Genomic DNA, 19,747 nt, shown 5'->3' on the forward strand with positions numbered 1-19,747 from the left:
ACGCTTACGAGACCCCCTGCTTACGCAGAGGGTGACGATGCTCTCAATACCTTCTCCCTCTGCAAAAGAAATAATTTGATCCTGTTTTATTTGCGATAGACAAGATGTGTAGAAGATTCAGGCTTTCTCTGGGGACAAGCTTTACGGAATAACGTTCGTTTAGCGATAAAAGGCATAAAAAAGCCTTTATATCGAACTCATGTTAATTAAAAAAATGTTTAATTATCGTCTCAATAAATACATAAATAAAACTGGCATAAAAAAGGAAACCAATATAGCCTAAAATAACAAATACGCCGTCTTTTTCTATCAATCCCAAACTAAAAATAATAAGTAATATCGCAAAAATAAAATTACTCAAGGGAATAGGTAGCATCAACAGTATCGCCAAACAGACAATAAGGAGCCCGTTGATTATTTCCATCAAAGGGCAAGTCATAAAGGACCATCGAGGTTTTAAAAAATATTCAATTTTAATCAAATACGGCACTGTTGTATGAATAATTTTTGAAATGGTTTCTTGGTGAATAGTATGCTCTGCAATAAATTTTGGTAACCATAGTGTTTTTCTGGCGAATACCATTTGGCACGCAAATAGTAATATTGGCACACTAAAAACAAGGGACACACCAGGGATAGTAGAAAAAGGCAATGCACTTGGTAGCGCAAAAAATAACAGTACAACGCCAAATGCTCTATCTCCAAGTGTTTGTAAAATACGCTGAAATGTTAACTCTCCTTTTAAATCTTCATGATTTATAATCGCTAGAAGGGCCTCAGAAGAACGATTAACGTTTTTATTCATAAGTAACTCATGGTAATTAATGTTTATCAGGTAATTTTTTAGGATAAATTCTTACCTGAAGAATTTTTGAAGCAATTGCTTTCTCTATCTCCGCATCAAATTCAGGAAAATCAATATGCTCTCCTATCTTAGGTACATAGCCTAGTCGATGAAAAAACAATCCATTCAAAATGTCAATGTTATCATCCACATCAATATCACGATCAATAGCTTGTTCTAAAGAGTATATAGAGCAATTTCCTAATGCGGATATACTTCCATCATCATTTAATACCCAATCCACTTTAGTGCGATGGAATTCATCCTTAATTCGGCCAATAAGTACCTGAAGTAAATTATCCAGTGTAACAAATCCCAAAATAGTTTTTTGGCCACTGTAAACAAGAGCAAAATGAGGCATCCCTTGGCGAAATTTATGTAATAAATCCAATGCAGGGAGACGGCGTGACACTTTTAGCATAGGCCTGAGTAGGGTGCGTAATTCTTTGATCTCACCTTGTTGATAAAGAACAGGAAGAATATCTTTTACATGGATAATTCCAATTACATCTTTTTTAACAGGATCATACACTGGGTAACGACTATAGCGATGTTCCATAATTACATCCATGATTTCTTTAATAGGCTTATTGATATGGATCATAACCATTTCCTCACTAAATCGCATGACTTCAGTAACTTTAAGCGTAGCCAAATCAAAGGTATGCTCAATAATTTCAGCTTCCTCATCGGTAAGTTCTCCATGAAAATGGCTGGCATTTAAGAGCAGCTTAATTTCTTCCGTTGAGTAAAAATGTTCCCCTTTATGGACTGCATCGAGATTAAAAATCCTTAGCAAAAAATTTGAACAACTATTGAGGAACCAAATTGCAGGAAACATGAGCCAATAAAATCCATATAAAGGCAAAGCAGTCCATAGAGATACTCGTTCCGATTGTCGGATAGCAAGTGATTTAGGCATTAATTCTCCAACTACGATGTGCAGAAAGGAAATAAACGAAAATGAGACGAAAAAAGCGATTATCGTGATTAGTTGAGGTGAATTAATTCCAATAAAGAACAGGAACGGTCCTATAAGATGAGCAAAAGCAGGTTCGCCTATCCAACCTAACCCAAGGGAGGCAAAGGTTATTCCTAATTGGCAAGCAGATAAGTATGCATCAAGATGTTTATGGACATGAAATAAAATTCTTCCTCGTAAACCATAAGTATTTTTAATTGTTTCTACTCGAGTTACTCGAAGTTTTACCATACCGAACTCAGCAGCTACAAAAAAAGCATTGAGTAAAACCAAAATAAAGGCTAACAAGACTAGTAAAAAATTAATCACCTAATTTTCCCTATATATTAAATTTTGAATGCCTAGCTTGGCATCATATGCTTATGTAAAAAATCAGATAATTCCTGTTCTGAGAAATGCATCACATCATTTTTTAAATTATGAATGACTAAATTATTCACATGTTTATTAGTATGGTGAAATAAAAGTCCATTCATATGAGGTGGCGCAACTACAATCAGTTTTTCATAGGCATGACTTTTTCTACCATTATCTAATTCATCAGCGATTGTTCTTGCAAAATTATCGATCTCTACTTCTTTAGGATCAGATTGTGGTGTATAAGTTCCTTGAGTTGTACTACTGGTGTTGTAACGACCTGCTTTACCTGAAGTGAGATCAATATCTTTAAGTTTGCTTTGAGGATGAATTATTTCCTTAACCAAGGTGAAATCTTCAGGTTTTGCTTTTGATTCATAAATGCGGCAAGTAGTTGTATCTGCAGTAATAATCCAAGTATGTTGATTAAAGTTCATTACGATGCTCCTTATAATAATTATCTTTATTCCTAATAGCCCTTAAAACATTATAGTAATACACTACAAATATGATTATATATAAATTATTCTATCTGCTCTGTTCTATTAAAACCAATATGGGTATTCTCTAGTTTGCTAAGCAATAAACTTCCGCCACTGATTTAATGCTAGGCACAAGTAGAACCCAAAGATTATCTATGGCCTGCCATCATATATTATAGGTAGGATTTAAATTATTTGGCGAGATAAGGTATGGATCCTGTTACTCATGCTGCATTAGGTGCTTCTTGTGCACAAGCAATTTTGGGAAAATATAATAAAGATATTCCCTGGAAAGTCGGCGCATTAGCAGCTATGGCACCAGATCTGGATATTTTTATTCGTTTTAAAAATAATCCGCTGAGTTTAGAGCTGTGGCATCGTCACTTTACTCATTCATTCTTGTTTATTCCCCTGGGCGGCATATTGGTAGCCTTATTCTTTTTGTGTTTCTCTCGTTATAGAACATATTGGAAGATTACTTTGAGTGCCGCTCTTGTGGGTTATGCTACTCACGGGCTTCTTGATGCACTCACTTCTTATGGTACTGTGTTACTATGGCCTATAAGTTATAAACGAATCAGTTGGGATATCATTGCTATAGTCGATCCCATTTTTACTATCCCTTTAATATTAGGCGTTGTCTGGTCTGTTCTTCATAAAGATCAAAGGGGAGTTATGTTAGGTTTGTTATTCGCAAGCCTTATTTTGCTCTTCAATAGTATTCAACATCAACGTGCTCTTCAAAGCATACGAGCATTCGCCATACAGCAAAAGTTACGCTTAACAAGCATCCGTGCAATGCCTAAGTTAGCAAGCTCTTTCTATTGGCGCGTAATTGCAAAAAATAAATATTGTCTCATTATCAAGGAAGTTCATACTTCAATTTTAAAAAGAAGCTCTATAATGCCTGTGGCACAAATTCCTCTTTTTTCTAACCACATTAACGCAGGATTTACTCCTGGACAACAACATGATTTGGCTATATTTTCGTGGTTTAGTGACAATTATGTGATTATTGCCAAACACACACCATTAATTCTTGCTGATGGCCGTTACAGTATGGGTAATAATCCATTATATTCATTATGGGGAATAGAGTTTTTGCCCCAAAAAGAGCATATTAAAAGAGTATCTCCCGTTTTACTTAGTGCGGATTGTGTATAATAGGGTTTTCCCGCGTATACAGTCCAAACTGGCAATGAACCCACTAAGCCACCTTGAGTGATAATATTTTATCCATTCCGAACAATATTCTCAATTGGTCAGTATCTTCAGTGAAGTCATATTCCCCATGTAGATTTACATAGTGCCAAATTAGCGTTGAATCATTACGGATGATTGTTAAAAATAGCTTTCCTTTTCTCTTCATCCTCCGTTGTAGCCAATTTTGTGACAAAAATCTGATTTTTTTATAGGTAATAAGGTTCCTAGCTTTTAGGTAAGGCTTATCAGGAATGGCCTTAATTACAAATCAGACTGTCCGTTTAATACTACCTTAGGACTATTAATTTACAATGAATTATAGATAAAAAATGAGGTATGCAAAATGGCTATTAAGAATGTAGAAAGAATGGAAGTGAGAAGGTTAGAATCAAATCCGAAAAAATCATCTCTAACAAGTGTAGGATTTGAAGATACCGACGTGAAAACCCTAAATGGGTTAATAAACGAATATAATGATTTGGATCAAAAAACAAAATCGGAAAAAAGAATACTCCTGCTTCAACGAATTGATTGTCTTAGCCAGGATATATTTAAAAAGTATTCTACTGCAAACACTCGAGATACAGAAAAACTTAAAGATGCCAATGCATTTTATAGCTGGTTTAAGTCTGATCCATTGCTTTCTGAAGTAACAAAATTTTGTAAGGAAAATGATGATATAAATGTCTCTTTAAATAATCAGCGTATATTTGAATTACACTCCCCTAAAATTAAGAGTGGTGGTTGTACAGCATTAAGCAACAAAGTTAATGAACAATTAAAGATGATTGGACTCATCGATCCGGAACTTAAAGAAAGTCTTGGGGTAATAAACGAGCAATTATTGGATCTCCATCGTAATTCAATAAAATTACATAACCATTTTAATGATTCTATTTATATTGATAACTATTATCAAAACTTATGTGAACTTCAACAGAAAATCGCATCCGTTAGAAACAATCTTTCTTCTAAAACAGAGGCAGATGTATTTACTCAGTTTGATAAAATGCTATTACTTGTTAATTCCGAAAAGTCTTTATTTATTAAGGAAAAAAGCCTGCATGAGAAAGATCATTGCAAACGATATAAAAATCCGATTGAATCAATTAATGAGCTTCTGTGTCAAGGAGAAACACATCAGATAATTAAGCTATTACAAGAAACTAAAGATGCAAATGGTAAAAAAACATTTACATTAGGTGATTATACTTTTAAGGGGTTGGGAGGGCAAAATAATAAAAATTGGATGGTAACTGATAAATCTGGAACTACATACGCTGTACGATTAGAAAATTGTTCCAATTTTCCTTTTCGAGGCATGGATCGGGAAAAAATATATCAAAACTGCAAGCAACATGTTGAAAAAAATATTGAAACAATAACTTTAGGAAAACACAAAGTTCATCAAGATAAACAAGAAGTTGAATACGTACTAGCTATAGGAGAGTATTGTCCAAACGGAAATATTCTTGATGCTATGTATCAGATAAATCTCAAAGACCCTAAAAACTTTTCTAAAGCTTTAGAAAAGGCTATACAAGTTGCTGAATTTAATTTAGAACTAATGGAGAAAGGTTATATTTATAGTGATAAAAAACCAGAAAATTTCTTGGAAAGAGTAGATGGAACTGTAATAACATCCGATCTAAAGAGCATTACTCCACTAGATGCCGATGGAAATTTGACTTGGATATTTAAGCAAACACCTGCAACACCATTTGATCTTCCCTTGTCAGAAGATTTAATGCTTGCAAAATATGATGCAAAGAAGATAGATCCCAATTTGTTAGCATGCCATCTTATAGCTACTTTGTTGCATACCATGATTCGTGCTGATAAAGAGATATTTCCTGAAGGAACCCATAGCCGTCAGGATTCAAGTAAACAGTATAAATTTACTTACAACTTATTCACGCTAAACGAGGCCACCGGGAAATACAAGGAGAGCAATGATGAAGATCCCATTTTTAAGACACCTCAGGGACAGAAAATGAAGAATTTGATAGAAACGATTGAATCTTCTGTTATCAATGATAAGGCAAATCTCGCGCAAACTATAAAAACAATGAAATCTACGCTATTATCATTAAATACACAGAATCTTCGCGAGGGAATGAATGAGTTTAGGGCACAATATAAGGCACAAAACCAAGAACAACCGATGGAACAAGACCAGCAGAACCGTTTTGTCCTTTGACCCCGACGAATCTCCATTAGTTCAACGTGATCTGGCAGTAGTCAATTTTAAAAAATATCTGTCAGGTCACTTGAATTTACTGACCTCGTTCTATATTGGGTTTTTGGCATATCCAGCCCAAAATGAGACTAATTGGCCATTTTAGTTAACGTAAGTACGAGGTAGTTACTTGAATAACAAATAAGAACATGACCATAAAAATACTATTTATTTAATTAAAGAAGTCGTTGTGAGTTTTTGTGCAGCCAATAATAGAATATATCTCATAAGGTCTGATTATCAGAATAATCAGACCTTATGTAATGAGGTACAGTACAGTTGACCTCATGAGGTCAAACACGTCAAACGCCTTTTTTAGGATTGCATTGGAGCATCCATTAGTTAACTTTTTCATACATTCGGCTTACTCCCCAATGCTCTATCCCACAACTCGAAGAGTGGTTGCATTATATTAATATCATCTACAGTACAATATTTTCTTGAAAGAATGTAAGTGATTTTATCATCTGAAAGTTCATTCTCTGAATCATCTGCTTCTAATGCCCCTGTTTTTTCAATATAATTTATCCTTTTGTTTATAACATCCCAAAATGTTGGATCATCTGAATAATACTTAGTAACTATATCCTTACTTAATTTAACTAATTCTTGAAGTGTTATAGTTTCCATTATTTAAATCCTCTATAAATTTTCCAGCTAGTAAAAATTCATGCCACGACTATCTTGAAGTCGAGTTATTTCATGATTAATGCCTTCTACTTTATTAGCGATTTCAACTAAATTTTCGTGTGTTAAATCTCCTGTGCCCCCATATGATACGCACAATTTATTTACTAGTGTTGGCTTACATTCAGGAACTACCACACTAATATTCAAAAATGGGGCATTACTGTTTACTTTAACTTGTCTTACTTCTCCACTATCAATATCACGAATAGGATAACTACATCCATCCTGAAATTTCTCTATAGTTCTATCTGTATTTTTATTATTAGGAGGTTCCTTAAAATAAACCTCATCAGCAAAAGGATTACCATTTCCTCCTGTTGTTTTACTATGACATAATTCAGTACCTTCTTGTGCCTCAATGGTCAATATGTAGCCATTGTAACCATTGTCCGGTGGGTTTTCATAATTTTCCATCCAGCTATTATAGTCATTTTCACATTTTGGATCTGGTTTAATCCCCAACGCCTTATCTTGTAAATATTGATACGCATTTGCAAGTTTCTCTCGGTCTCTTAATAAAGCATGGTTTGGCCCCACTGAAATATTTAATAAATAAGCAAGTTGTACAGGATGTATCTCAACATCTTTGCAACCGTTTAAACCACAAACAGGTAATCCAAGACTATAAAAAACACCTATTTTATCTTCCTTAAATTTCTCCAATCCACGCTCTCCTTCAAAGCGAACCAATGTCGTTTTCGTTTTAATTTTTTCGCTATTTGCTAGTGCATTAGGGCATCTATATTCAATTTCATCGAGTAAACGGGTAGCACTTGTATACTGAAAATCATATATATTAACTGTATCTGGTAGTAAAACGATATCGTCTTTTGTTAAAACGTTAGGGTCAAGCTTTAGTCCTTGTAATTCTGCTGCTTTAATCAATTCACCAATGAAATCTTCATAACTAACAGCCTGCTTATTTTGTTTCTTACAATACTCTTCATAATCCAAATACTTTTCTCCTAGTGATTTTACCATATCAACTGACGTCTCAAAGGTACAATTTCTAAAGCCTTGAATAATATGATCAAAATGATGAAAATGATGTTGTAAAAAATCATCGTGTGAATGCCAACTTATATGATTAAAAGACTCTTTGAATGATTCATTATCTACTCCCATAATACCATTCTTTGCGTGCTCTATTACTTTTTCTAGTTTTTTAAAGTATTGTTCTAATTTATTTGTAACAGTATGATTTGGTATATATATCCGCCTGTTCACATTATCGAAATGTGATTGATAATGATAATGTCGTCTCTGAATATCATTTTTACCAATCTCTTGATTTGCAATCATTGGATTCTTTCTTGACTTTGGTAGATTTTTCTTCAATACTTGCTGTCTTGTAATTATTTTGCTCTTGTCAGTGGTAATTTCATTGAATATCTCTGGGATTGGATATTCAAATTTTGAGCTCTTTTCTTTAATCCCTAGGCTTTTTCTTGCTTCCTTTATACTTTCATTAATTATTGGTCTTAATTGTTTATTATTTATCGAACTTTTTTGTATTTTTCTTATCTCTTTTAGTTCATCGCGCAGCTGAATATTATATTTTGGTAATGGAATTGCTTGATAATCATTATAATCGTTTGATTTAAATTTCATTTGATGCTTAAAATTGGGTAGTTTTTCCTTTAACATTTTTGGATCATGGATAGATTCGCTTAGCATTAATAAGGCAAGTTTTTCATTGAGATCTGTTATTTCCGTTCCATTGAATTTAATAATCATCTTATCTAGAATTTCTAGCTCTTTCCTTGAAAAATCAATATTATGAACCTCCCTTAAGTCCTTATACTTACCTATATAACTCTCCAAATTCATATCTATATTGATTACACTTAAATCATGCGAAACATATCCGGAGTTAAAAGTCCTGTCCCACATGGCACCAGAACCGTAAGGACTTGAACCTTTATTTTGATTTTCATTGATAACTTGCGTTGTATTTTTTTCATCGGAACTATTATTGCTTGTTATGCTTGTATCTTCTTTTAAATGAGACATTTCCTGCTCATTTTCTTTTGAGGTTGGTTGACTTCTAATATTTTCACGCTCATTTTCTTTTGAAGTTGGTTGACTTCGAGTAATCAATTCATGAGAAAGCTCTCTTTTTACTGTTTTATCTACTAGTATCTCCACTCCTTTACTTACATTCTTGCTTAGTTCTTTTAATATCTTACTTTTCATTTTAGTTCTCAACTGACATATTGGGGCTCAATAAATTTAAATTTTGATCCATTTGCATAATAGTAGTATAGTACAGCTATGCTTAAGGACCCCTTAAGATGAAAAGTTTGAATTGGGTTGGAGGAACTTTTACGACTCCGACCGTTAACACACCGAACGTGCGATGTCGTATACGGCGATTTCAGATTTGCAGGTTTGCAAATCTCCTTCATCAAATGCTTGTTAGAGCATCATCTGTAGACGCCGTTAAGGTTTGTTGCTCATCTCAGATGAAATAAATTTTTCTTTTTCAGGTCATGATCAATGAAAGAGCGTTTTATCGTAGGAAATTTGAACGTTAATAAAAACATCCTGATTTGGACACAATTAAGCTGTGAGTAATGAAGTTACTCAAAAATTAGTATGGTGTTTGAGGCTCTGACACCATGCATACTCTTCGTTAGTAAGCGTTTCAGGCTTTCAACAAAAGACAAGCATATCCCTGAACAAATACCTTCGTTATTACGAGAGGACTTAGTTCGCCAAGTGCTCAATAAAATGGAGTATTTTTGAAAGGCCAGTTATCTGCTTTATTTAATGTTGAAAGCAATGGATTGAATTCTATAAATAAATCTGGAAAATCATAAGCTCGCAATAATGTATGTTGGATTTGCTGTAACCTTTCAATGTCCTCAGAGAATAATGGGGATTTATTTTTTTCAGCATGTTCAATTTTTTGTACCACCTCTTTTATTTCCCCCCAAAATCTGGGATCATCAGTGCAATATTTTTCAATTAAATTATAACTTTTTTCATAAGAAGAGTCAGAAATAAATCGTTTCCCGAAAAAAGCAATCTTGCGGTTATTTTTAAAATTGTTAAAAAGATTTGGAATTTTTTTCCGCATATTCATGAGCTCCAATAATCTCGGCATTTCCCTGGAATCTCTAGGTCCTGGTCAGTGATGCGCGGTGGCAAGATTTATCACATTGCCCCAGTATTATTCCCAATCCTCTTCCCGAAAAAAGTTATTATCTTACTCTTAAATTCTTTGATCAGGAGAGAACTGAGCGAAGCAAACTGAAAATCAGGTGCATCGATTAAAGTTGAGAGTTTACAAAAAAATGTAAGGTTGTTACCTATTTAAACTGCCATTAAATCTTTTTCTTTTTCAGCTAATAAAGCGTCAACTTCAAGTATATACTTATCAGTTAATTTTTGAATTGCTTCTACTGCGCGGCGTTCATCATCCTCTGAAATAGATTTATCTTTCACTAACTCTTTTAATTGACTATTCGCATCACGTCTAATATTACGAATAGAAACTTTGCCTTGCTCCCCTTCGTTACGAACTACTTTTATCAATTCTTTTCGGCGCTCTTCTGTCAATGGAGGCATTGGAACACGAATTGCACTACCGGCTGTAGAAGGATTTAGACCTAAATCAGATGTTAAAATTGCTTTTTCTATGGCTGATACCATAGATTTTTCCCATGGAGTCACTAATATAGTTCGTGAATCACTCGCAGAAACATTAGCTACTTGATTTAATGGAGTTAAATTTCCATAGTAATCAACTTGTATGTGGTCAAGTAATCCAACATTCGCCCTTCCAGTTCTAATTTTTGACATATCGATCTGTAAGGATTCAATGGTTTTTTTCATTCGCTTTTCTGAATCTTGCTTAATCTCATTAATCATGATTAGCTCCGACTATAGTTCCTACACGCTCTCCTAATACAATTCTTTTTAAGGCATTAGGCGCAGTCATATCAAAAACCTGTAAAGGCATCCCCTGATCCTGACAAAGACAAATGGCAGTAGAGTCCATTACTTCCAGTCCTTGTGTTAATACTTCAATATAAGTTAAATAATCATATCGTTTAGCATTTGGATTTTTTAAAGGATCTTCTGAATAAACACCATCTACTTTGGTTGCTTTTAAAACTACATCAGCACCTATTTCAATGGCTCGTAAACAAGCTGCAGTATCCGTTGTAAAAAACGGATTTCCTGTACCAGCGGCAAAAATGACAACATGACCAGTACGCAAATGGGTGATCGCTTTACGCCTATGATAAGAGTCCACGACCCCCAACATAGGAATGGCCGACATAATTCGTGCAGGCATATCAATACGCTCTAAAGCATCTCTCATCGCTAATGCATTCATTACTGTAGCCAGCATTCCCATATGGTCACCAGTTACACGTCCAACACCTGCTTGAAAAAGCGCTTTACCACGAAATAAGTTACCACCGCCTAACACAAGGCCGACTTCTACGCCCATTTTAATTAATTCTGAAACATCCCTCGCCAATGTATCTAGTACAGAGGGATCGATACCGAATTGTGACTTACCCATAAGGGCTTCGCCACTGTACTTCAGTAAAATACGTTTATACTTTAACTTAGAGTAACTTTCATTCATCATGTACGGACCTGAGCCATCACTTCTTCAACAAAGTTATCTTCTTTTTTCTCTATACCTTCGCCAACTTCATAACGAACAAAAGAAAGTACTTCTGTGTTTTTCTCTTTTAAGAGTTGTCCCACTTTGATATCAGGGTTTTTCACATAAGGTTGTCCCAATAAGCTTACTTCATCAATAAATTTATTGATACGACCTTCGATCATTTTATCGATAATATCTTGTGGTTTTCCACTTTCTTTTGCTTGAGCTGTAAAAATCTCACGCTCATTCTCAATAGCTTCAGCAGATACATGATCTCTACTTACTACAATTGGTTTGCTTGCTGCAATGTGCATCGCGATGTCTTTAGCAAGCTCTTCGTTATCGCTTTTTAGAGAAACCATTACTCCAATTCGTGAGCCATGCAGATAGCAACCAATAACACCGCTATCACAACTCATACGCTCCATGCGTCGCAATTTAATGTTTTCACCAATTTTTGCTACTAATTCTTGGCGTGCTTGTTCCACAGAAGTGCCGGAAGCAAAGGAAAGAGCAGATAACTCTTCGATAGTGCTTACTGAACTGTTTAATGCCACTTCTGCAACCGTATTAGCAAAATTGGTAAAGTTCTCATCACGAGCAACAAAATCAGTTTCGCTATTAATTTCTAGCATTACTGCAGTACGTCCATCGGTAGAACGAGCAATAACCACAATACCTTCAGCGGCAACGCGATCTGCTTTTTTATCTGCCTTTGCTTGACCTGCTTTCCGCATTTCAGTGATTGCTGCTTCAATATCACCATTGGTTGCTATTAGAAATTTTTTACATTCCATCATGCCTGCACCAGTACGCTCACGTAACTTCATGACTAAACTTGCACTAATTGACATTTTCATTTCTCCGTATAACAAAAAGGGGGCAAATCAAGGGTTCATACCCCTAGCCCCCTATATTATAAATTTAATTATTCGCCAGCTTTTTTTGCATCACTAGCTTGTTCAACTAATTCAACAAATTCTGCATCAGATGAGCCTACACCTACTGTATTACTGCCTTTACCATCTAAAATTGCGTCAGCAACACAACGAACATATATATCAACAGCTCGCATAGAGTCATCGTTACCAGGAATAATATAATCGATGTTTTTGGGACTGTTATTCGTATCAACAACTCCAATAACGGGAATTCTTAATCGGTGAGCTTCTTCAACGGCAATATGCTCAAATCCAACATCAACAATAAAAAGTGCGTCAGGTAAACCACCCATGTTCTCAATACCGCCTAAACCACGCTCCAATTTTTCCAATTCACGTGTCAGCATCAACGCTTCTTTTTTAATCATATCATTGAACAATCCTTTTTCTTTCATTTCTTTGAGCTCTTTTAAACGAAAGATGGATTGACGTACTGTTTTGAAGTTAGTTAGCATACCACCTAACCAACGATGATCAACATACGGCATACCACAACGTTTCGCATGTTCGCGAATACTTTCTTGGGCTGCTCTTTTTGTGCCTACAAAAAGAATTTTTGCTTTGTTAGATGCCAACCGTCCGACATAGTTCACTACGTCGTTGAGCATCACCATGGTTTTTTCGAGATTGATAATATGTATCTTGTTTCGAGAACCAAAAATATATTCACCCATTTCAGGATTCCAAAACCGAGTTCTGTGTCCAAAATGAGCTCCTGCTTCGAGCATTTCACGCATGCTTATATTCATTATTTATCTCCAGGGTTATTCCTCCACGCTTCCCAGACGAAACCCAAGCAAAGGGACCCTATCGTCTGTGACGAAACGTGTGTGTATTTAAAGCGGGCTATTTATAACATATTAGCGGAGGTTCATCAATTTAAATTTGCTCAAAAATCATTTTTTCTAGATTGTGCTAAGCTTTAATCAAGAGCCATTTGATATGCACGCTTTTTATTCCTCGTGACTCTTGTAGTTACTTATTGAACTTAAAACAAAGAATAAAAAAATGTATCAATATAACCCAAGTTTCCATGTAAAAATCTGGCTAAGTAATGATCCAGCCGTATTTATGAATTTGGAAAATCAAATTCGTCTTATTGAAATGCGTGAGAAAAACCCTCATGACCTAATTCACTTAGTCTTTGACTCAACATTATTGACTCATGCGTCAGTGCAAGCGCTTCACGAATTTAGCAAAGAAAATAATATTGCTTTGATTGATGCACATACTGTTGATGAAAAACTCGTGTTAGGAAATGAGAAAAAATTATATAGTTTTTATAAAGAAGAAGTTTCCAATTTAAATGCAGGAGGAAATCTAGGAGTAGCTAGCGATATATTAAGATGGCTTTCTCCAGTCTTTAGGAAAGGAACTTATACTGACTTTGATGTTCCAATTAATACCCAAAATATTCCTTCACACATATCAGTTGAGATGCCACTACTACTTAATATAGGTAGCTTAAAAATAGGAAAAAAGGAATTTATTCTTGCAAATAATGATTTTGTAGCGATCGTTGATGAAGTCGCAGCTAAAAATGAAATCGATCGTGTTCAAAGTGGTCTTTTAGCAAAACTAACTCGATACGATACTGATTTTATAGAAAGAACAGAAAACGAACTCATAGCTGATAGTTTTATCAATCGCTATCTCATTAAATTAATGAAGAACCGTTCTGAATCACTTTATATATCAAAATCCAAGGAAATTGTTTCGCCTAATGCTTCTAATTCTTCATTAAACCTTAGAGCATATATTCATGAAGTGATGACTAACAAAATTGCTTTTTTAAATTTTAAAAAAGCAACTCCTAAAGAAACGTATCAAGAGGTTATCAATCGATTGAGAAAAGAACTTCAATCCCAATTGAGCTTGGTAAAATATCTTTTTTTTAATAAAGAATATTTTTTGATTAAACATATCCTAGAAGCTAATGACGATAAATTTTTAAGTTATTTAATGCAAAAAGAACACGATCTCTACTTAAAGTCTATTGTTATTTGTACTACAGGACCAATACAAATAGCCAGTGCATTATTTAATGGGTATGTTACGAGTATCGATAAATTTAGAAAAGACATTCAACCCATATCGTTTAATCACTATGGGTTACAAAATGCATTTTGCTCTCAAAACTCAATTCCATTGCATGAAAATGTTTTTGGAATGTTAAAGTTTCTTGGTGTTGAAGACGGTGAGTTAAATGATTCTTCCTGGCTTAATACTGGGAAAAAATTACAAGCATCACGCATCAAACAACTTTCTATGCGCCAGCAAGAACTTGCATTAAGCTTGCCTGTATCTTTTTCTGCAGTAAAAAATAACTTGGAAGCATACCTTATTAGTTCTGATAGAGTTTTAAATGAAAAAAATCAAAGAAAAGTGAACACTCTTAAGCTTATATTAAACTGCTTTCAAGAAAATGAATTTGACATTCTGCAGTTTAAAAAAGTTTTACTCAACATCGAACACCAGTCAAAAGATATTTATACACTAGGATTAATTGAAGATTTAAAAAAACTTTGTCATGAAGCGGTTATCTTTAGTCTCGTAAAAGATAAAAAATTAAAACTAGCCCCCTCTTCGAGTCAACCCATTCAATCGTCACACAATAATATTCGTACTATTAAGCAATATGTTCATGATCTTATTACATGGCCAAAATAAACTAGGCTGATAAAGGGTAATATGGATGTCTTGGGAAATTTCGTACTTCCTAGTTCACACCCATTAGGATGCCTACTTTTTTGTCCTGTGCAAAGCTTAGTTCATTGAAACAATTTCTGGCAAATATCGATAGCTTGGATGTCCGCTGTTATTCCAATTTAGCTTCATCCGCAATAGCTTTTTTCACATCCGATTAATCTAGATTTAACCATTATGTATATAAACTAAGCCATTAAAGCACTAAAAGAGAGGGTTTTTATGCTAACGACCGCCGATATTTTGTTCTCAATAAGTCAAATTTATCAATTAACTCAACAGGCATTGAACTCTAAAAAAGGAGTTGTCTATACTGAAAACATTAATGCACAAAAAAAGCAATTAACTGAAGAATTAGTTTTAAGCGTACAAAAAGAACATGGAGATGAAGCTGTTCACTTACTGAAAGCGGCTTTAATGGGGCTAGGATTATCCGATTTAGTCACGTCCACAGAAAAATACAAAAATATTGAGATAAAACCTTATTCTTTATCCACTTCTTATCAAGGTTTTTACAATCATGACCTGTATCAAAAGGTGCTTCCTTTATGTCAATTAGCATATCTGCTTGAGCAAAATGGAGAAGCAGAAGAGCATGCCTTTAAATTAGCCACGATATTGAACGATGAAAAAAAGATACTTGATTATTTGGTTAATTTTAAAAAATTCAATAAATATCTTTATCTAGTTCATGATGCGTGCTTGTTTGCCTTACCTGATGTAAATAGATGTGATTTTGAGACCTGGAAAAAAATGGCCAATACGACTCGTTGGCAAAACCCTCGTTTTCGCGAATTGTTACCTCATGCCCAAGCCCTGGAAGAAATTGGAAAAACTGGAAAAAGTAAACGCAAGAACCAGCAAAAACTTGAGCGCAGTGATATGGAGCAAATCAAAAGTGGCCTAATCAAGGTGAGCAAGAACTTTACAGAATTATCTACTCATGGATTAACCCGCCCTACTGAAGCGCAAAGAATTGAACGAAATAACGCTCTTAAACAATTAAGTATACAAAAATTTAATCTTCAGAAAGAGCTAACAGAGATTTGTCAAGGACTTTTTCTTAACGAAATGGATATGCCTATTCTGGAAGCACTCTATGCTTGCTATCAGAATCAAAATCATGAGGTCGCACATCAGATTCTCATCAAAAATGGCATAACCGCAAAACACATCGCTCAATTTGATACCCTGATACGACGAAATGACGATAAGGTGATCCCTAATTGCCTACTGGATGGGAAAGACCTAGGCTATCCAGGATTGTATCTTAAAAAATTGGATGTTTTAAGCGATAAAGGTGCAGCTATCGCTGCATGTTTAGGTAAAACAACCAACTGTTGCCAATACTTAGGTGGTGTGGGAACAGAGTGCGCCATTCATGGCATCACATCCCTTAATGGTGGTTTTTATGTCGTATGTCAGGGAGATACCAACAAACCTTCCTTAGATGACCCAATTGTGGCGCAAGCCTGGGCTTGGAAAGGTACAAATGGTGGCCTGGTTTTGGATTCTATTGAAGCTGTTTCTAATGCAAAAATAGAGGCTATTGTCGACCTTTTCCGCTGGTTAGGTCATACGCTTTGTAGCCCCAAATACAGCATCAGATCTATCAATACAGGGGCTCAAAGTGGCATTACTACCAAAATCGCGCTTAAGGATTATCCCACCACTAAAGAGAACTATTTAGATTACAGCGGTTATAGTGATTCTAAAGCCCAGCTTTCCTTAGCCGATCAAACCATGCCTTACTTGTTTTATAGCAAAGTTAACTCCTCTATTCTCCAAGATAAGATTGCTCAAGAAACTCAGATTTTCTTTGAAAAACTTTTAAAATCGGATGGTCCACTGAAAGACAATGAACCCTTAAAAAAAGCTATAGCATTCGCTATTTATACTCAGCGAAATGAGTTGTTGGAATTATTGCGTCGAGCAGCCTCCCATCGATCAGAGGAATTTGAAACGCTTTTTGCAATCAACCAGCACTTCTTAGATCAACTAGATGAAGAGGTGATTGAGTTTGAAGACATCAAAAAAGGGGCCTATGTTAATGGAATGAATAGCAATGGACAAAGTGCTCTTCATATAGCTGCATTAAGCACAGATAAAAATGCCATAGAGCAACTTATTGCGTTACACATTAATTTAAACATTCAAGACAAGAATGGGAATACACCTTTACTGCGGGTGCTGGAAAAAACCTTGTATAAGGATACAAACGAACAAGGACGATCTATTGCCCAACAGCTCATTGAAGCAGGCACTGATGTGAACCTAAAAGATAAAGATGAAAATACCCCACTGATTATTGCTGTAAAAAATAACGATTTGACGATGGTGAACTACCTGCTGAAAAAAGGAGCTGATAAAGAAATCTTAGATGGCGACATGAAAACTGCTCTGTTTTGGGCTGCAGAGATGGGCTATGAGGAGATTTTTAATGTGCTTCATCAACAAGGCGCTAAACTCAATATAGTCAGCTATCAAAAAGAAAATACTCCTCTCATAGCCGCATTACAAATAAATCCAAAAACAAACATAGTCAACATGATCGTCGAAAGTAACCAATGTACGCCACAGTTTGTGACTCACACGAATAAAGAAGGAAGAACTGCTTTAAGCTGGGCTGCACAATACGGTCATACAGAGTTTGTTAACACATTCCTGAACGGCGAATACTGCACTCCAGAATTGGTAACTCACACGGATAGCCATGGAGAAAACTGTTTAATTTGGGCTGCAAAATACGGTCATACAGAGATTGTTAACCTATTGCTGAACAGTAAATACTGCACTCCAGAATTTGTGACTCACAAGGATAGAGATGGAAACACCGCATTGACTTTAGCGGCTAAAAAAGGCTTTATAGATAGCACCCAAGCACTCCTGAATAGCAATCATTTGACTGGAGAGTTTTGCATTAATGGCATTGAGAACGCATTACAAAACAAAAGCATTAACAGTGAAGTTATACTCGAAATAATCGAAGAAAAACTGCCTCAACTTATTAAAAATACTAAGGATTTTGAGGGGTTAATGAAAAACCTTTACTGGAGAACAAAAGCAATTGTATTTGAATCAATAAAAGCAAAAATACCTGCAATAGTCACTAATTATGATGACTATTTGGATATACTGTCTTGTATTGAGTCAGATCAATTCTTGAGTGTGTGGGATAAAATCAAAGCAAAGTTACCTGAGCTCATTAAAAATACTAAGGATTTTCAATCGTTAATAGCATCCACTCCTATGCAACAACGTACAATCGTATTTGACACAATAAACGCAAAGTTATCGCTGTCTGAATTCATTAAAAGCACTTTTGATTTTATAAATATACTGAATTATTATCCTCTAGAACAACGCCGCACTGTATTTAATACAATAAACGCAAAATTGTCTCTGTTTGAGCTCATTAAATGTACTTTGGATTTTAAGCTATTACTGAAGTATTTGAACTTGGAACAACGTATCACCGTATTTGACGCAATTAAAGCAAAGTTACCTCAACTCATCAAAGATGAGAACGAGTTTAGTGAGATACTACCATTTTTTGCTAGCGATCAATGCACTACTATTCGTCATGAATTGGAATTGATGAAAAAACAACATGAAATTAAAAGAGAAATTGAAATCATATTCAGTATGCAAGCGTTTATTCCTGCAGAGACTTTTGAAATTATTTTAAAAAGCAAGCTATCTGAATTAATCAAAGAGGATGAACTTTTTAAGATCGAAGAATACCTAACTCCAGAACAATGCGCTGTCGTACGTAAAGCAATGAAAACCGACGAAGTAAAGCAACAATCACGTTTTTCGTTCTTTCCTCATCTTAAATGCGATAGAGAAACTCAAGATTTCAACGATACTCCTGATCAAACAAAGGGTTTTAATAATTAACTAAACAATGAAATTAGAAGGCTTTCTTTATTCATGCTTTAGTCTATACTTCATGAAGTCATTAATAATCCTAAATGACTCATGTTAAAGCAGGAAAGTTAATTTAATTATGAGGAACAAAAATAATGAATAAAAAACTTATCTGGTTATCCGCTATTGCTTTGATAATCACTTTAGGACAGCCTAGTTTTGCATGTTCTGGGGATTCTAAACACTGTAATTCCCATCATCGATCTGATAAATTAGCAAAAGAGCTTAATCTCACACCTGAACAACAAGCGAAACTTCAAACATATAAAGAGAAAGCTCAAGCCACCTTTAAAACAAACTACGCGCAGCTTCGATCATTACGTACTCAAATAAACACTTTAGTGCAGGCTGATAAAATGGATGAGGCAAAACTTGATTCTTTAATAGAACAAGTTAATAAAATTAGAGGAGCTATGTTAAAAAGTAGAATTATGATACAGCATCAAATGTTTGCTCTTCTGAATGCAAAACAAAAAGCTAAGTTTCTTGAGTTAAAGAAAAAATGGTATTCGGATAACAATGTCTAATTTCAGGTACTACTTAGCTTTAAAAACAATCGTTTTTTAAATCAATTGTGCCTTCATAATAAGAATCTCGTCACCCTCCGTGAAAGCTGTCTCTTGATCCTATCTCATCAAGAGGCAGCTGCTTGCGCAGAGGATGACGGACTTCTCAATACCGTCGCCTTCCGCAAAAGCGGAAGGTCTAAAAGTAACCAATCTTTGCTCTAAACTTCACCTTGC

15 protein-coding genes are annotated in these 19,747 nt (G+C 34.9%); 5 read left to right on the plus strand and 10 right to left on the minus strand.

What is annotated here, in order from left to right; translation table 11 throughout:
- Positions 1-202 precede the first annotated feature (202 nt).
- From Lgra_RS16845 to Lgra_RS16855, 3 genes are read right to left on the minus strand one after another with little or no spacing between them, the layout of a single operon-like run.
- Complete coding sequence (locus Lgra_RS16845; RefSeq protein ID WP_058500307.1) at positions 203-805, minus strand: exopolysaccharide biosynthesis protein; 603 nt, start codon at positions 803-805, stop codon at positions 203-205.
- Positions 806-821: 16 nt separating this feature from the next.
- Positions 822-2,135 (minus strand): hemolysin family protein, encoded by a 1,314-nt coding sequence (locus Lgra_RS16850; RefSeq protein WP_058500308.1) that lies wholly within the window; start codon positions 2,133-2,135, stop codon positions 822-824.
- Positions 2,136-2,167: 32 nt separating this feature from the next.
- The gene (locus Lgra_RS16855; RefSeq protein ID WP_058500309.1) at positions 2,168-2,620 is read right to left on the minus strand and encodes a host attachment protein; all 453 of its coding nucleotides are present in this window, start codon (positions 2,618-2,620) and stop codon (positions 2,168-2,170) included.
- Between the two features lie 255 nt (positions 2,621-2,875).
- Here Lgra_RS16855 and Lgra_RS16860 point away from each other — a divergent pair, with 255 nt between their 5' ends.
- Together Lgra_RS16860 and Lgra_RS16865 are read left to right on the plus strand one after the other, a co-directional pair.
- Positions 2,876-3,829, plus strand: a complete 954-nt coding sequence (locus Lgra_RS16860) for a metal-dependent hydrolase (protein WP_058500310.1) — start codon at positions 2,876-2,878, stop codon at positions 3,827-3,829.
- Positions 3,830-4,211: 382 nt separating this feature from the next.
- Positions 4,212-6,068, plus strand: coding sequence for a protein kinase family protein (locus tag Lgra_RS16865; RefSeq protein WP_058500311.1), 1,857 nt, complete (start codon positions 4,212-4,214; stop codon positions 6,066-6,068).
- A 390-nt stretch (positions 6,069-6,458) separates the two neighbouring features.
- On the opposite strand, the gene Lgra_RS16870 is transcribed toward Lgra_RS16865, so the two are convergent.
- The 7 genes from Lgra_RS16870 to rpsB form a co-directional block, all read right to left on the minus strand.
- Positions 6,459-6,737, minus strand: coding sequence for a hypothetical protein (locus Lgra_RS16870; RefSeq protein WP_058500312.1), 279 nt, complete (start codon positions 6,735-6,737; stop codon positions 6,459-6,461).
- Positions 6,738-6,764: 27 nt separating this feature from the next.
- The gene (locus tag Lgra_RS16875) at positions 6,765-8,993 is read right to left on the minus strand and encodes a hypothetical protein (protein ID WP_058500313.1); all 2,229 of its coding nucleotides are present in this window, start codon (positions 8,991-8,993) and stop codon (positions 6,765-6,767) included.
- 529 nt (positions 8,994-9,522) lie between these two features.
- Positions 9,523-9,879: a hypothetical protein gene (locus Lgra_RS16880; RefSeq protein ID WP_058500314.1), complete on the minus strand. Its 357-nt coding sequence runs from the start codon at positions 9,877-9,879 to the stop codon at positions 9,523-9,525.
- A 236-nt stretch (positions 9,880-10,115) separates the two neighbouring features.
- Complete coding sequence (gene frr / locus Lgra_RS16885; protein WP_058500315.1) at positions 10,116-10,673, minus strand: ribosome recycling factor; 558 nt, start codon at positions 10,671-10,673, stop codon at positions 10,116-10,118.
- On the minus strand, positions 10,666-11,406 hold the full coding sequence (gene pyrH / locus Lgra_RS16890) for a UMP kinase (protein WP_058500316.1): 741 nt from the start codon (positions 11,404-11,406) through the stop codon (positions 10,666-10,668). Before pyrH ends, frr begins: the two co-directional genes overlap by 8 nt.
- Positions 11,403-12,281: a translation elongation factor Ts gene (gene tsf, locus Lgra_RS16895; protein ID WP_058500317.1), complete on the minus strand. Its 879-nt coding sequence runs from the start codon at positions 12,279-12,281 to the stop codon at positions 11,403-11,405. The genes pyrH and tsf overlap by 4 nt, the downstream gene beginning before the upstream one ends.
- Positions 12,282-12,355: 74 nt before the next feature.
- Complete coding sequence (gene rpsB / locus Lgra_RS16900; protein ID WP_115385415.1) at positions 12,356-13,120, minus strand: 30S ribosomal protein S2; 765 nt, start codon at positions 13,118-13,120, stop codon at positions 12,356-12,358.
- A gap of 256 nt (positions 13,121-13,376) precedes the next feature.
- Here rpsB and Lgra_RS16905 point away from each other — a divergent pair, with 256 nt between their 5' ends.
- The 3 genes from Lgra_RS16905 (at position 13,377) to Lgra_RS16915 (ending at position 19,531) form a co-directional block, all read left to right on the plus strand.
- Positions 13,377-15,038 carry a glycosyltransferase family 88 protein gene (locus Lgra_RS16905; protein WP_058500319.1) on the plus strand — a complete coding sequence of 554 codons (1,662 nt, stop codon included), beginning with the start codon at positions 13,377-13,379 and terminating at the stop codon, positions 15,036-15,038.
- Positions 15,039-15,296: 258 nt separating this feature from the next.
- Positions 15,297-18,974, plus strand: coding sequence for an ankyrin repeat domain-containing protein (locus tag Lgra_RS16910; protein WP_058500320.1), 3,678 nt, complete (start codon positions 15,297-15,299; stop codon positions 18,972-18,974).
- 125 nt (positions 18,975-19,099) lie between these two features.
- Positions 19,100-19,531, plus strand: a complete 432-nt coding sequence (locus Lgra_RS16915; RefSeq protein WP_058500321.1) for a Spy/CpxP family protein refolding chaperone — start codon at positions 19,100-19,102, stop codon at positions 19,529-19,531.
- Positions 19,532-19,747 lie beyond the last annotated feature (216 nt).

The organism is Legionella gratiana (assembly GCF_001467695.1).
Taxonomy (GTDB): Bacteria; Pseudomonadota; Gammaproteobacteria; order Legionellales; family Legionellaceae; genus Legionella; species Legionella gratiana.

What these genes read in the sequence shown, in the direction of transcription:
- Lgra_RS16865 (WP_058500311.1), top strand. Translation starts at nt 4,212, where the DNA reads ATGGCTATTAAGAATGTAGAAAGAATGGAAGTGAGAAGGTTAGAATCA.
- Lgra_RS16860 (WP_058500310.1), top strand. Translation starts at nt 2,876, where the DNA reads ATGGATCCTGTTACTCATGCTGCATTAGGTGCTTCTTGTGCACAAGCA.
- Lgra_RS16845 (WP_058500307.1), bottom strand. Translation starts at nt 805, where the DNA reads ATGAATAAAAACGTTAATCGTTCTTCTGAGGCCCTTCTAGCGATTATA.
- tsf (WP_058500317.1), bottom strand. Translation starts at nt 12,281, where the DNA reads ATGTCAATTAGTGCAAGTTTAGTCATGAAGTTACGTGAGCGTACTGGT.
- Lgra_RS16915 (WP_058500321.1), top strand. Translation starts at nt 19,100, where the DNA reads ATGAATAAAAAACTTATCTGGTTATCCGCTATTGCTTTGATAATCACT.
- Lgra_RS16875 (WP_058500313.1), bottom strand. Translation starts at nt 8,993, where the DNA reads ATGAAAAGTAAGATATTAAAAGAACTAAGCAAGAATGTAAGTAAAGGA.
- Lgra_RS16870 (WP_058500312.1), bottom strand. Translation starts at nt 6,737, where the DNA reads ATGGAAACTATAACACTTCAAGAATTAGTTAAATTAAGTAAGGATATA.
- Lgra_RS16855 (WP_058500309.1), bottom strand. Translation starts at nt 2,620, where the DNA reads ATGAACTTTAATCAACATACTTGGATTATTACTGCAGATACAACTACT.
- Lgra_RS16910 (WP_058500320.1), top strand. Translation starts at nt 15,297, where the DNA reads ATGCTAACGACCGCCGATATTTTGTTCTCAATAAGTCAAATTTATCAA.
- pyrH (WP_058500316.1), bottom strand. Translation starts at nt 11,406, where the DNA reads ATGATGAATGAAAGTTACTCTAAGTTAAAGTATAAACGTATTTTACTG.
- frr (WP_058500315.1), bottom strand. Translation starts at nt 10,673, where the DNA reads ATGATTAATGAGATTAAGCAAGATTCAGAAAAGCGAATGAAAAAAACC.
- Lgra_RS16905 (WP_058500319.1), top strand. Translation starts at nt 13,377, where the DNA reads ATGTATCAATATAACCCAAGTTTCCATGTAAAAATCTGGCTAAGTAAT.
- Lgra_RS16880 (WP_058500314.1), bottom strand. Translation starts at nt 9,879, where the DNA reads ATGCGGAAAAAAATTCCAAATCTTTTTAACAATTTTAAAAATAACCGC.